General features: G+C 68.6%; 14 protein-coding genes. 10 read left to right on the top strand and 4 right to left on the bottom strand.

Annotated features, from left to right (window positions below; genetic code table 11):
- Positions 1-38 precede the first annotated feature (38 nt).
- On the bottom strand, positions 39-1808 hold the full coding sequence (locus ACWIFB_RS10135; protein ID WP_454058164.1) for an FUSC family protein: 1770 nt from the start codon (positions 1806-1808) through the stop codon (positions 39-41).
- 15 nt (positions 1809-1823) lie between these two features.
- Entirely contained in the window at positions 1824-2030 is a 207-nt protein-coding gene (locus ACWIFB_RS10130; protein ID WP_452098820.1) for a hypothetical protein, read from the bottom strand.
- A 117-nt stretch (positions 2031-2147) separates the two neighbouring features.
- Between ACWIFB_RS10130 and ACWIFB_RS10125 the strand changes: the two genes are divergently transcribed.
- The 6 genes from ACWIFB_RS10125 to ACWIFB_RS10100 all read left to right on the top strand — a co-directional run bounded on the left by ACWIFB_RS10125 (position 2148) and on the right by ACWIFB_RS10100 (position 7811).
- On the top strand, positions 2148-2765 hold the full coding sequence (locus ACWIFB_RS10125) for a pyridoxamine 5'-phosphate oxidase family protein (protein ID WP_454058163.1): 618 nt from the start codon (positions 2148-2150) through the stop codon (positions 2763-2765).
- A gap of 171 nt (positions 2766-2936) precedes the next feature.
- Positions 2937-4556 (top strand): ABC-F family ATP-binding cassette domain-containing protein, encoded by a 1620-nt coding sequence (locus tag ACWIFB_RS10120; RefSeq protein WP_454058162.1) that lies wholly within the window; start codon positions 2937-2939, stop codon positions 4554-4556.
- 15 nt (positions 4557-4571) lie between these two features.
- Positions 4572-5225 carry a GyrI-like domain-containing protein gene (locus ACWIFB_RS10115; RefSeq protein WP_452098817.1) on the top strand — a complete coding sequence of 218 codons (654 nt, stop codon included), beginning with the start codon at positions 4572-4574 and terminating at the stop codon, positions 5223-5225.
- 95 nt (positions 5226-5320) lie between these two features.
- Entirely contained in the window at positions 5321-6223 is a 903-nt protein-coding gene (locus ACWIFB_RS10110) for a P1 family peptidase (protein ID WP_452098816.1), read from the top strand.
- Between the two features lie 208 nt (positions 6224-6431).
- The gene (locus ACWIFB_RS10105) at positions 6432-7175 is read left to right on the top strand and encodes a DUF981 family protein (RefSeq protein WP_454058161.1); all 744 of its coding nucleotides are present in this window, start codon (positions 6432-6434) and stop codon (positions 7173-7175) included.
- 132 nt (positions 7176-7307) lie between these two features.
- A complete protein-coding gene (locus ACWIFB_RS10100; RefSeq protein WP_452098814.1) occupies positions 7308-7811 on the top strand; it encodes a DUF309 domain-containing protein in 504 nt (167 codons plus the stop codon).
- Positions 7812-7939: 128 nt separating this feature from the next.
- Here ACWIFB_RS10100 and ACWIFB_RS10095 read toward each other — a convergent pair whose 3' ends face one another.
- Entirely contained in the window at positions 7940-8374 is a 435-nt protein-coding gene (locus ACWIFB_RS10095) for a nitroreductase family deazaflavin-dependent oxidoreductase (protein ID WP_454058160.1), read from the bottom strand.
- Between the two features lie 50 nt (positions 8375-8424).
- A complete protein-coding gene (locus ACWIFB_RS10090; RefSeq protein WP_452098812.1) occupies positions 8425-8961 on the bottom strand; it encodes a GNAT family N-acetyltransferase in 537 nt (178 codons plus the stop codon).
- Between the two features lie 180 nt (positions 8962-9141).
- Here ACWIFB_RS10090 and ACWIFB_RS10085 point away from each other — a divergent pair, with 180 nt between their 5' ends.
- The 4 genes from ACWIFB_RS10085 (at position 9142) to ACWIFB_RS10070 (ending at position 12908) form a co-directional block, all read left to right on the top strand.
- Entirely contained in the window at positions 9142-10059 is a 918-nt protein-coding gene (locus ACWIFB_RS10085; protein WP_454058159.1) for an SDR family oxidoreductase, read from the top strand.
- Between the two features lie 44 nt (positions 10060-10103).
- Positions 10104-10382, top strand: coding sequence for a hypothetical protein (locus ACWIFB_RS10080; RefSeq protein ID WP_452098810.1), 279 nt, complete (start codon positions 10104-10106; stop codon positions 10380-10382).
- A 100-nt stretch (positions 10383-10482) separates the two neighbouring features.
- Complete coding sequence (locus tag ACWIFB_RS10075) at positions 10483-11913, top strand: L-lactate permease (protein WP_452098809.1); 1431 nt, start codon at positions 10483-10485, stop codon at positions 11911-11913.
- Between the two features lie 503 nt (positions 11914-12416).
- Complete coding sequence (locus tag ACWIFB_RS10070; RefSeq protein ID WP_454058193.1) at positions 12417-12908, top strand: GNAT family N-acetyltransferase; 492 nt, start codon at positions 12417-12419, stop codon at positions 12906-12908.
- The last annotated feature ends 5 nt before the right edge of the window (positions 12909-12913 follow it).

Below are 12913 nucleotides of genomic sequence, written 5' to 3'. Positions count from 1 at the left end.
ACGAACCGGGGCCAGGCTCCTCCTGTCGCTGCGGAGCCTCAGTCGATCGGCGCGCCGGCCCGCCGGCACTCGCGGCGGATCGCCACGTCCGCCGGGTGCTCGGCACCCACCGACCGCGCCCCCGAGGGCAACTCGGCCGCGGCGAGCGCGACCCAGCGCGGTGCGGACATGCGGACGGTCTGCCGATCGAGCGTGCCGAGCATGAGGTACCCCGCGTAGGTGATCGCCTCGGCGGTGCGGGCCTCGGCCGAATCGCCGTGCCCGTCCGCGATCAGGAGGGTCGTGCTGGTGTTGAGGTCGCGCAGCGCGGAGGCCAGTGTCGGTTCCGTCGGGGTCTGCGCGTCGCCGCGGGCGAACTCCGCGAGCTCTGCGAGGGCGCGACGGGTGTCGCCTCGGACCGCCCGGTGGGGCGCTCGACGTCCGAGCGTCCACAGGACGACGACGGCGACGACGACGCCGATCACCGTGTCGAGCAGCCGCTCACCGGTCAGCGCCAACGGGTCCTCCGGCATCTGCCCGCCGGTCGCGACGAGGAGGGCGAGCGGGGTGATGAGCGTAACCGCCAGCCCGTAGTTGCGGGTGACGAGCAGCTCGATGGCGAACTGCAGCGTGACGATGAGGACGATCAGCCACCACCCCGACGGATCGGCCAGCGTCAGCAACAGGAACAGACCCAGCCCGAGCACCGTCCCCGTCAACCGGTGGAGAGCGCGGTGGGTCCGGGCGACACGGGGACCTCCCTGGTGGAGCACGAGCGCCGAGAAGGCCACCACCCAGTACAGGTGCGGCTGATCCGGTCCACTGATGGCCAGCAGTACGAGTATCGAAATCGCCGTGGCCACCCCCACGGAGAGCGCCACCGACCACGGCTCACCCGGCCACCGCAGTCCGTCCGCCAGCCGACGTCGCAGCGAGCCCGTGCTGCGCAGCTCATCGTCGGAGAGCGCGTTCTCGACACGTTCGGCGACCTCCGCCGTCGGCATCTCGACGTCCGCATGCCCCGCGTCGTCCTCGATCCACCGACCGGCGTCGGGGTTGCGGGGATCCCACCCGAGTTCCTCCCCGGGAACGACGTGCAGCTTCGCCCGAGCACTGCGCTCGGCGTAATCGCGGTGCGCACTCTCCAGCGCGGCGGCGAGCGACCGGTCGGCGGTCCACATCCCTTCGGCGACGGCTTCCTCCGCGGACGCGAGGGCGTGGGCGGCTGCCCGGTGCAGCGGGCGACCGTCCGGCCCCGGTTCGGAAGCGGCGTACGCGGTCACCGCATCGGCGGCAGCCTTCACGGCGAGGCGCTCGGGCCGTCGCGGGTCGGGTATGAGCTCGGCCATCGTCACCGCCCATGCGACGGTCGCACCGACCGCGGTCATCGCCGGCACGAGCCACGGCGCGGTTCCGTGCTCACCGACGAGGAGATAGGCGATTCCCGCGCACAGGACGAGGAAGTAGGAACCGGGCGGCCCGACCCGGAGTGCGAGGCACAGGCCGGCGGTCACCATGGCGAGGAGGATCGCCGACACGGCGAAGAGCGCGACGGACCCCGCGGTGAACGCCCCCAGGGCCGTCGCGCCGATCAGTCCGAGGCCGATCCCCGCCACCGTGACCGCGCGTCGGCGCAGGGGAGCAGCCGGGGCGTACAGGACCGCGAAGGTCCCCGTGACCGTCAGCAGTCCCAGGTCCGGCCGTCCCAGCAGCGTGGGGACCGACAGGCACAGGAGAACCGTCAGTCCCGCCTTGATCGCGTTCGGCAACCGCGGCGGGCTCGGTGCGAGCGTCACCAGTTGCCGGAGGAACTCCGCCGCCGGCCTCATCGTCCTCGACAGTGATCAGCCCACCTTCCCGAAGCGCTTGTGCAGCGCCTGCTTGCTCACGCCCAGCACGAGTCCGATCTCCGCCCAACTCATCCCGTGAATACGGGCGTGGCGGACGGCCGCCGCCTCCTCACGGGCGAGATCTGCTTTGGCTCCCGCGATCGCGGCCAGTCGGGCGACCGGCCCGCCCTCGTCGTCGTCGTATTCCAGTGCGGTTTCCACCGTAACCACCCCCGACGTCAATCTACGTTGACCCCGCCCCCCTCGTCAACGTTCATTGACGGAGCGGTCCGTCTCGCGGCTGCCGAGTCCGGCGCCGACGCCGTTAGTGTCGATGCCATGACCGCCAACCGTTATCCGGAGATCGCATTCGGCCCCGCCGCACGCGCCAGGCAGGAGGCCGTGGGCGTCAACCGACCCGAGCAGACCGGCGAGTTCGCGCTCGAGGGCACGGACATCGCCCAGATCAGGCGGGCCGACCACTTCTTCCTTTCCACGGTCACCGAAACGGGGTGGCCCTATGTGCAACATCGCGGCGGGCCCGCGGGATTCGTCCATGTCGACGGTGCCACCACGCTGTCCTGGGTGGAGTTCCGCGGCAACCAGCAGTACGTGTCCACCGGCGGCATCGACTCCGACGGGCGGGTCTGCCTGTTCTTCGTGGACTACCCCACGCGCAGCCGGCTCAAGGTGTTCGGCCACGCGCGGATCGTGGAGCCGGAGCAGGATCCCGCGCTGATCGAGCGACTGCGCACGATGGGGGAGAAGACCTACACGGGCCACGTGGAGCGGGCGATCGTCGTGGAACTCGTCGCCTCGGACGCCAACTGCAGCAAGCACATCACGCCACGGTGGGACCGGGAGTACATCGACAGACTCACCGGCCTGTACCAGCGTGATATCGACCAATTGCAGGCGCGACTTGACGAACTCCGTGGACACGGGCGCACCGGCTGATGTACCTTGACCGCCATGAATCCCGGTGCGTACTCACTGAAGCCCTGGTCCCGCCGCTGACGGCGGCAGGGCCCACACTTCACCTCTGATCTCTGCACGCCGTCGACGGCCCACCGGCCGGGCGGCGCATTCGTGCTGTCCGGCTCCGCGACGAACTTTGCAGAGAGCACCATGCCTGACACACCGAACAATCATCTTCCCGCGGGCCCCCACGCCCACATCCGTCTGACCGGCGCCTCAGTGGCCCTGGGGGGCCGGCCCGTCCTCACCGGGGTCGACGTGACCCTGTCCGCCGGCACCGCACTGGCGGTGGTGGGGGAGAACGGGCGGGGCAAGACCACCCTGCTCGAGGTTCTGGCGGGAACCCGGCGCCCCGATGACGGCACCATCACACGCCGCGGGAGCGTCGGCACCGTGGAACAGCATCTCGACATCTCGGAGGGCCGCACCGTCGGAGATGCAGTGGACCTGGAGATCGCCGACAGCATCAACGCTCTACAGGCGTTGGACAGTGCCACCACCGCGATGGTCGAAGGACGGCCCGGCGCCGACGACGCGTACACCTCCGCGCTGGACCGCGCCATACTGCTGGACGCATGGGGCGCCGACCGCCGCGTGGACGTGGCGCTGGAGGGACTGTCCGCCTGCACGGATCGGGCACGGCCGCTGTCATCGCTGTCGGTGGGGCAGCGGTACCGGGTGCGACTGGCATGCGTCCTCGGCGCCCGGCACGACATACTCCTGCTGGACGAGCCCACCAACCACCTCGACGCGTCCGGACTGGCGTTCCTGACGGAACGACTGCGGGAACACCTCGGCGCGCTCGCCCTGGCCAGCCACGACCGGGCCCTGTTGCGCGACGTCGCGACCCACTTTCTGGACCTGGACCCTAGCCAGGATGGCGTACCGCGACTCTATGGGGGCGGCTACGAGGGCTGGATCGAAGGCCGACGCCGAGAGAGAGTGCGATGGGAACAGATTCATGCGGCGCAGGTGGACGAGCACGACCGACTCAGTCGTGCGGCAGAAGACGCGCGTGGGAGACTCCATGATTCGTGGCGTCCCGCCAAGGGGCACGGTCGGCACGAGAGGGCGACACGGGCCGCCGGTGCCGTGCAGGCGTTCAACCGGCGACGTGAGGCCCTGGATCGCCACCGGGTGACCGTGCCACCGCCGCCCGCGCGGTTCCTGTGGCCGGAATGGTCGGTGCCCGCCGGGCGTGCCGTGCTCACCTGCTTCGAGCCGCGGGTCACCGGCCGACTCACCGCCGCGGTGTCCCTGTCGATCGATACCGGCGACCGAATACTGTTGACCGGCCCGAACGGCGTGGGGAAATCCACCCTGCTGGGTCTGCTGGCCGGAGAGTTCGAACCCGACTCGGGCCGAGTGGATCGACGCCCGGACGCCCGGGTGTCGCTCCTCAGCCAGGAGGTGCCGGGGTGGGATCCGCACCGGACCGGGGCGGAGATCTATCGCGACCACGTGGACCGGCTCGGAGCGACGTCCGCGCCCGGCCTGGTGACCACCGGACTACTCGGCTCCGACACGGTGGGGACCACCGTGTCGCGTATGTCGCAGGGACAGCAGCGGCGGCTCCACCTGGCACTGTGCCTCGCGGAGAAACCAGATCTGCTGATGCTCGACGAGCCGACCAATCATCTGTCATTCTCCCTGGTCGACGCCCTCACGGCCGTCCTGAGGACGGCGTCGTGTGCCGTCGCCGTAGCCACTCACGACCGGCAATTGCTTCGCGATCTCAGCGATTGGCCCACGCTCGTGATACGGAGGTAGCGCTAGGGTCGGTGTATGTCAGGTGACCCCGGGGCCTCGAGTCGGCCCACCGCGAACTACGACGTCAAGAAGGACCGTCGGGACCTGTACAGCGGACGAGCGGGCAGGTTCGATGTGGTGGACGTACCCGAGATGAGTTTCCTCATGGCGGACGGCCACGGCGATCCGAACCTCGCAGACGACTATCGCCGTGCCGTCGAGGCCTTGTATACAACGGCCTATGCGATCCGGGCGGCAGCACGGTCCCGGTTAGGACTTGTGCACACCGTAGGACCACTCGAGGGCCTCTGGTACGCGGACGATCTCAGTGTGTTCACCGCACGGGACAAAGGCGCATGGTACTGGACCATGATGATCTGGCAGCCCGAGTGGATCACCCCGGATGTGGCAGCGTCTGCGTTGGACACGGTGGGTACGAAGAAGATCCCGGGTGTCAAGGATCTCGTACGGTACGCGACCCTCGTTGAGGGGCCGGCGATCCAGACGCTCCATGTGGGCCCCTACGACGCCGAGGGCCCGACCATCGCGCGGATACACGACGAGGTCCTGCCGGGACACGGCATGGTCGCCGCCGGACGTCATCACGAGATCTATCTGTCCGACCCGCGGAAGACACCACCGGATCGCCTCCGCACCATCCTCCGCCAGCCTGCCAAACCGTCACAGTGACGTTTCGAGTACGACCCCAGAGACGAGACGTTACAACCCGGGGAACCGTGGGCAATTCGCCATCACCGAACCCGACAGCCGGATACCGTAGCGCCGTGAGCCATTCCGACAGCGCCATACTTCAGAGCACCGGACTGCGGGGCGTCTCGGTCGGACATTGGTCGGACCACGCCGCCCGAACCGGGTGCACCGTGCTGATCCTTCCCGAAGGGACAGTCGCGTCCCGCGAGGTCCGAGGCGGCGCGCCGGCCACCCGGGACCTCGACGCGCTGGCTCCGGACAAGGCCGTGAGCTCAACCGACGCGGTCGTACTCACGGGCGGATCGGCATTCGGACTGGCCGCAGCCGACGGGGTGATGCGATTCCTCGAGGCCGCCGGCCGCGGCGTGCCGACGCCCGGCGGCCGCGTGCCCATCGTTCCGACACTGGCGTTGTTCGACCTCGGAATCGGAGATGCCTCCGTGCGGCCGACCGCGGACAACGCGTTAACGGCCGCCCGGGCGGCCTCGGGTCCGGAGTTCGAAGTCGGCCAGATCGGCGCAGGTACCGGCGCGATGACGTCCTGGTGGCGTGGCCGCGACGCGGCCCGCCCGGGCGGGCTCCGGTATGCGGAGACCGTTCTCGGAGAAGCCGTGGTGGGTGCATGGTGCGCGGTCAACGCGTTCGGGGACATCGACCACGGCGGCGAAGCCGAGGTCGACCTGTCGGCCGTAGCCGACCTGGCTCCACCATTCGACTTCGGCAGCGAGCGAACCCACACGACCATCGGCGCGGTGGTGACGAACGCCCGGCTCGACAAGACCGCGTGCTACGTCATGGCGCAGGGTGCGCACGACGGACTGTCACGCGCGCTCACGCCGCCGCACACGCGGTACGACGGTGACGCATTCATCGCTGCGGCAACTGGCGAGGTACCGGCGGACGTCGACACGGTCCGGCTGATGGCCTTGGACGCGGTGAGCCGGGCCATTCGGAGCGCGGGAACGCGACCCGCGTAGCTCCAGGTCAGACACTCGCCCCGAGTGCCGATAATCTACATTATGTAAAGTAAACCCAGCCCGCCCCTCCCGGCGGCGGCCGCGAGACGGCGCCGGATGCGCTCCGCCCGCGGCTGGTCCTCGCCCCAACCCTTCGCGCGAGTCGGCACCCCGTCGTATCGTCTCTCACAGCGACTGCCGCAGAACCTCGGTTGACGAAAGGAATCTCATGGAAACCCAGGATTCGATAGGCGATTTCTTCCGGGGTGTCGAAACACCCGGCATGATCGACTGGACGACGATGCCGACGTACAACACGGTTATGGCGCTAGCCGTCGGCGCAGCCCTTGTGGGACTGGTCTTCTTCTTCCGGGCATTGCATGCAGACCCCGCAGAGGTCAGCGTTACCGGCTGGTCCCTCAACTTCGGTGTACTCGGCCTGATCCTCACCGTCACGGGTCTGCACATGACGCTCACCTGGCCTCTCGCCGCCGGCGGGTTTGCGTTCGACAACATCATCTTCGGCGAGCCCAGTCTCGCTTTGGGCGTGCTCCTGCTGGCTGCGGCTGTGTATCTCTGGTCTAAGCGGGAAGTCGGTGTCACAGCACGTGAGGTGGCGAGAGACTCACGACCGATGACGATTTTCGTGGTGGGGCTCGGATTGGCAATGTTCGCAATCGCCCTCGCCGGCGTGGTCTATCAGCTGTTCGCGGCACCCCCGCAGGAACCGATCTCCGGGTTCTTCGGTGAGTGGGCGATTATCGAGGCGATTTTCATATCGGCGCTCTACACGGCAATCGGTGTCGGTGCACTCCTCACACCCTTTGCCACCGGGCGCCTCGCTCGAGGCCTCGATGGCGGCGTCGTGACCAGCATTATCGGCTGGTGCTGGGCCGTTACGGGCACCATCTGGTTACTCTTCGCCGCCCTCAATTTCTATTCGCATATCGGGCTGGTCGTCAACACGATGTAAGGCCGTTGCCTCTGAGGGCAACGGGTTGACTCGCCCAGCGTCAGCGGCGGATCACGTCGTCAGGAGATCACTGCGCTCGGTCAGAAAATTCGGAAGTGGCAAGCGGCCAGTCATGGATGGGACGATGTGGGCATGCTGACCCCGGGTGGAATCGAGCGCGATCGTGACGCCGACGGTCGCGCACGTAACTCACGTCCCCGCGACGAGCTCGGCCGCCCGCTACCGCCAGGAAGCGTCGGGGTCGAGCGTATCCCCGAGGATCTCGATCTGACGCCCGCCGAATCGTTGGTGTGGGCGCAGGACCTGTTGGACCGGGGCCTCGCCTTCAATGCGCACGAAGTACTCGAAGGCGCCTGGAAAAGCTGCCCCGACGACGAACGCTTGCTCTGGCAGGGTCTGGCCCAACTGGCCGTCGGCATCACCCACATTCAGCGCGGCAACGCCAAGGGCGCATTGACGCTGCTCGAACGCGCGGCCGAGCGCATCCGACACAGCGATGGCCCCGCACCTCACGGAATCGATGCGACCGGACTCATCTCCTACGCCGACGAGCTCACTGCCGAGCTTCGGCGAGGCGTCGACCCCTCGCCTGCCCGGCTCAGACCGCGTCTGGTCGACCAGCCCACTGAGGTTTGACATGCTCGCTGTGGACGCCGCGCGTTCAGTCGCCCTCGGCCGGGCGCCGAGTTCATGGGCGAGCGCAGGCCTTCCCCGGTACTGTGCGATGCGGTTGATCCACCGACGGAGCCGGGGCTCTCTGAGTGTCACATCGGCGAGAGCACAAACACCGGGATCTCACGATCGGTCTTGGCCTGGTAGTCCGCGTAGTCGGGGAACGCCTTCACCGCCCGCTCCCACCAGCGGGCCTTCTCCTCCCCTGTCACCTCGCGGGCACGCATGTCCTGCCTCACGGGGCCGTCCTGGAGCTCGACGTGTGGCTCTGCTTTGACGTTGAAGTACCAGACCGGGTGATTGGGCGCTCCACCCATGGACGCGACGATCGCATACTGGCCGTCGTGCTCGACGCGCATCAGCGGGCTCTTGCGGAGCTTGCCGCTCTTGGCCCCCCTGGTGGTCAGAAGAACAACGGGCCGCCCCTGGAGGCTGGTGCCCTCGGTACCGCCGGACGTCTCGATCAGTTCGGCCTGATCAGCGGCCCACGCGCTCGGACTCGGCTCGTACTCCCCGTGAAGTGGCATGGCGCCAGTATGACACCGCACCAACCGGCGTCACCAGGGCCGCGACTCGTTCAGACCGCGTCGAACGGCGCCGCGTAGCGGAACAGCCCGGAGTGGCCGCGGTAGGTGGTGAGGGCACGAACCTGGAAATAGTCGCCCCAAGCCGGGTCCGGCGACTCGACGCCGAAGGCGACGGCCGGCGCGAAGCCGAAACGCCCGTAGTAGGCCGGATCGCCGAGCAACCCGACCAGCGGCTCGCCGAGCGCATCCGCCGCGCCAAGGACCGCGTGCACGAGCGCAGCACCGATTCCGGACCGTTGCAGTTCCGGCTCGACACTCAGCGGCCCCAGACCGATCGCGGGCACGTCACCGACGAACGCCCTCGACCCGACCACATGGCCCACGACGCGCCCCGCCGTCTCCGCCACCAGTGACAGTTCCGGGATCCAGCCCCCGTCCTCGCGCAGTCGGTCGATGAGGTTCACCTCACCCGGCGGCCCGCCCGGCTCGACCGGCGGCGCGCTGTGTTCGGCAGCGCGAAACGCCGCCGCGGTGACATCCCTGATGGCAACGACGTCGTCGCGGTGTTCCCTGCGGATGAGTGTCATAGCCTCTTCCTCTCCCCTGCATACTTCGGCAGCCACACGGGCCGGTGAACGACCACCGGGATCGCGCGATCCGTCCAATATGACCCCCGGGCGCCCGTTCAGCGTAGTGCTGCTCGACCAGTTGCAACGGGATCGAACCACCGTAGGGTCGGTTTGGTAGAAGCACCGAGAGGAGCAGCGATGACGCGAACGAACACCGCAGCCGACAGTGATCAACTGACGTTCCAGAACCCCGTCACGCGTTATCCGACGGTGGAACCGCCGATCCAGCACCAGCCGGAGCCCGGACTGGATGCCGAACTGGAGCCGAAGGCCGATCACGGCGAGTCCTCCTACCGCGGAACCGGACGACTCACCGGACGTAAAGCGCTCATCACCGGCGGAGACTCGGGTATCGGAGCGGCAGTCGCCATCGCCTTCGCCCGCGAGGGCGCGGACGTGGCACTCAACTACCTCCCCGACGAACAAGCCGACGCGGACAGGATCCGCGAGATCATCGAACGAGAGGGCCGCAAGGCCGTGCTCCTGCCGGGCGACCTGACCGATAAGGCGCTGTGCTCCTCGGTCGTCAGCGACGCCGTCGACGGTCTCGGCGGTCTGGACATCCTCGTCAACAACGCCGGCAAACAGGTCGTCGCGCCAAGCCTTGAGGAGTTGCCCGACGAGCAACTGACCGATACGTACACGGTCAACATCCTGGCGATGTTTCGGATCACCAAGGCGGCGCTCGCGCACCTGACACCCGGTTCCACGATCATCAACACGACCTCGATCGAGGCCTATCAGCCGGCACCCAACCTGCTCGACTACGCGTCCACCAAGGCGGCCATCAACAACTTCACCAAGGGGCTGGCCCAGCAGCTCGCGACCAAGGGCATCCGGGTCAACGCGGTCGCGCCCGGACCCATCTGGACCCCACTACAGGTGTCGGACGGACAGGAGAAGGAGGATCTGCCGAAGTTCGACCAGGTCTCCCCCATGGGCCGTGCGGGCCAGCCGACCGAGCTCGCACCGGCGTATGTCTTCCTCGCCTCGCCGGAGTCGAGCTACGTGATCGGCGAGACGTTGCACGTCAACGGCGGCATGCCCACACCCTGATCCACGGACTACGGTAGGTCTCAACCCGAAGGAGTTTCCAGGCCATGGCGTCAGAGTCGACCACCACGACGGACCACGACGAGATCCGCAACTGGGTCGAACGCAACAACGGCAAGCCCGCCTGCGTCCGGGACACCGGGGGCGGGGATGACCCCGGTGTCCTGCGGTTCGACTTCCCCGGCGGGGCCGGTGACGAGTCGCTTGAGCAGATCAGCTGGGCCGAGTGGTTCGACAAGTTCGAGTCCCAGAATCTCGCGCTGCTCTACCAGGACCACAAGTCCGACGGCGAGGGCAGCACCTTCTTCAAGCTCGTCAACCGCTGACCGGCACTGACAGGTCGGTCGGGCCGATAGTCGGCCCGGCCGGCCGCACGTTCCCACCGCCCTCGGACGCCGGGGCCGACCACCGACCCGGGTGGCCGCGGTGAGTCAGCACTTCGATTCCGCGGCCGCACTCGCCCCCATTGCCCTGGTGTTGGCGCTGTTGGCCCTCCGGGTGCCCTCCCTCGTCGCCGGGGCGGCCGGACTCGGCGGCACGGTCCTGGCCGCCGTCGCGGTGTTCCGCCCGACCGCCGACCAGATCTCCATATCCTTCGGCCAGATGGGACCGACCGTCCTGGAGGTCGCCCTCATCCTGCTCGGCGGCGTCGTGCTCTCCGTGGTCATGTCGCGGGCCGGAGCGCAGGAACGCATCGCCGGATGGCTGGAAAGCGTCGAGCCAGGGCCCGACCGGATCGTGACGATCCTTCTGCTGGTCTTCGGACTGACACCGTTCATGGAGTCCGTCACCGGCTTCGGACTGGGCGTGGTGATCACCGCACCGCTGCTCGTCCGTATGGGGCTCGGACCGGTCAAGGCGGTCGTCACCGGCCTGCTCGGACTGGTCCTCGTCCCGTGGGGCTCACTTGCCCCGGGCACCCTGGTGGCCGCCGAACTCGGTGGGCAGGGCTTCGCGGAGCTGGGCTACCGGTCAGCACTGCTGACCCTGCCGGTGCTCGTCGTGAGCATGATCGGCGTCCTCGTGGTGCTCGGCCGCCGCCCCGCCGTGTGGCTGGTTGGTCTGGCCGCGGCGGTCATCCTCACCCAGTGGATCGCGCTGGTCGGTGCCAATCTGTTCGTCGGGGCACCGCCCGCAGGGATCATCGCCTCTCTCGCGGTCACCGTGCTTCTTCTCGGTATCTCGCGGGCCCGTCACGGCGCGCTCCCGGCGGTCGATCGTGCCCTCGTGCGGGCCGTGGTCCCCTATCTCGTCCTGCTCACCGGCATCCTCGGCACGAGCGCGGTGATCGGGTTGGCCGGCTCCCCGCCGGGGCTCGAGTGGATCGCCGGTCCCGCGGTGTGGATCAACGTCGCGGCGCTGATCGCGATCAGCACGTCGGGTGTTCCTCGACCTGCCGTCGTCCCGTTGGTCCGCGAGGCGCTGCGGACGTGGGCGACCGTCGCCGGCAACGCGGTGGTGTTCATGCTGATCGGAGTGGTGATGGCCGCGACCGGGATGGCCGGCCACCTCGCGTCCCTGGCGACCGGCGCGGGCGACGTCTTCGTGGGCCTGATCCCGGCGATCGGCGCTCTCGGCGGGTACCTCACCGGGTCCAACACCGGCGCGGCCGCGATGTTCTCCGCCGCCACGACCGGCGCGGCCGCGAGCCTGGGGGCAGATCCCCTCACCGCCCTCGCTGGTCAGAACGTCGCGGGGTCGTATGCCATCATCGTCTCGCCACCGCGCGTCGCGTTGGCGGTGGGCGTGGTCATGGCCGGCCGATCACGCCTTCCCGGTGCGGCGACCCGGATGCTGGCCACCGCCGTCGTATGCGCGACGGCCCTCCTGGGCGCGGTCGTGGCCGTGTCGGCGTGAGTCCGCGACATCGTCCAACGGTGCCCCCACCCGCGTTGTGGCCGTAGGATCTGCAGGCCATGCGGAGCCGCCACCTCAGTGTCGTCGTCCACCGCCCCGTCGATGAGGTCTATGGCCTCGCCGGGGACCCGACCCGCCTACCGGAATGGGCTGCGGGCCTGGCGACCGGCGAGGCGACGATCCACGACGACGAGTTCGTGGTCGAGTCCCCGATGGGACGCGTCCGCGTGCGTTTCGTCGATCGCAACCCGCTGGGTGTCCTCGACCATGAGGTGACGCTGCCCGACGGGACGCGCGTCCACAACCCGATGCGCGTCCTCCCCCACCCGGCCGGCGCCGAGGTCGTGTTCTCGATCCGACAACTCGAAGACGACGACGACGAGGATTTCGAACGCGACTGCGCGATGGTGGCCGCTGATCTCGGCCGTCTCAGGCGTCTCCTCGAGAGATCGCCGGTCAGCGGCGCCACCAGAGCAGCCGGGGGCGGGGCCACAACGGCCGAGATCAGGATCGCGTCCCCGGCAGACGCGGCCGGGATCGCGCTGCTGCTCCACGAGTTCAACACAGAGTTCGACTGCCCCTCACCGACCCCGGCGGAGGGGGAACGTCGATTCGATGCCCTGCTGCGGCGGAAGGACGTCCTCGTCGTCGTCGCCGGTCGTTCCTCCACGACGTCCGCGCACGGCGACGGCTGCGCGGGCGACCCCGAGGACATCAGCTTCGCACTCCTCACCTTCAGGCCCACGCCCTACTGGGACGGGCCATTGGCCCAACTCGAGGACCTCTACGTCCGTCCGGCACACCGATCGGCCGGCGTCGGGAGCGCGATACTCGACCGGGTCCTCGCCGAGGTCCGGATCCGGGGAGGTGAGGAGCTGCACATCAACGTCGACTCCGACGACATCGACGCTCGCAGGTTCTACGCCCGACACGGGTTCTCCGACGTCGACCCGGAGTCCGGGTCCGGGATGCGCTGTTATCTACGTCAGCTGTAGAGGAG

It is taken from the genome of Dietzia sp. NPDC055340 (assembly GCF_053645335.1).
Note: the sequence above shows the minus strand (reverse complement) of the source record. Positions and strands in the feature narration are given on the sequence as shown.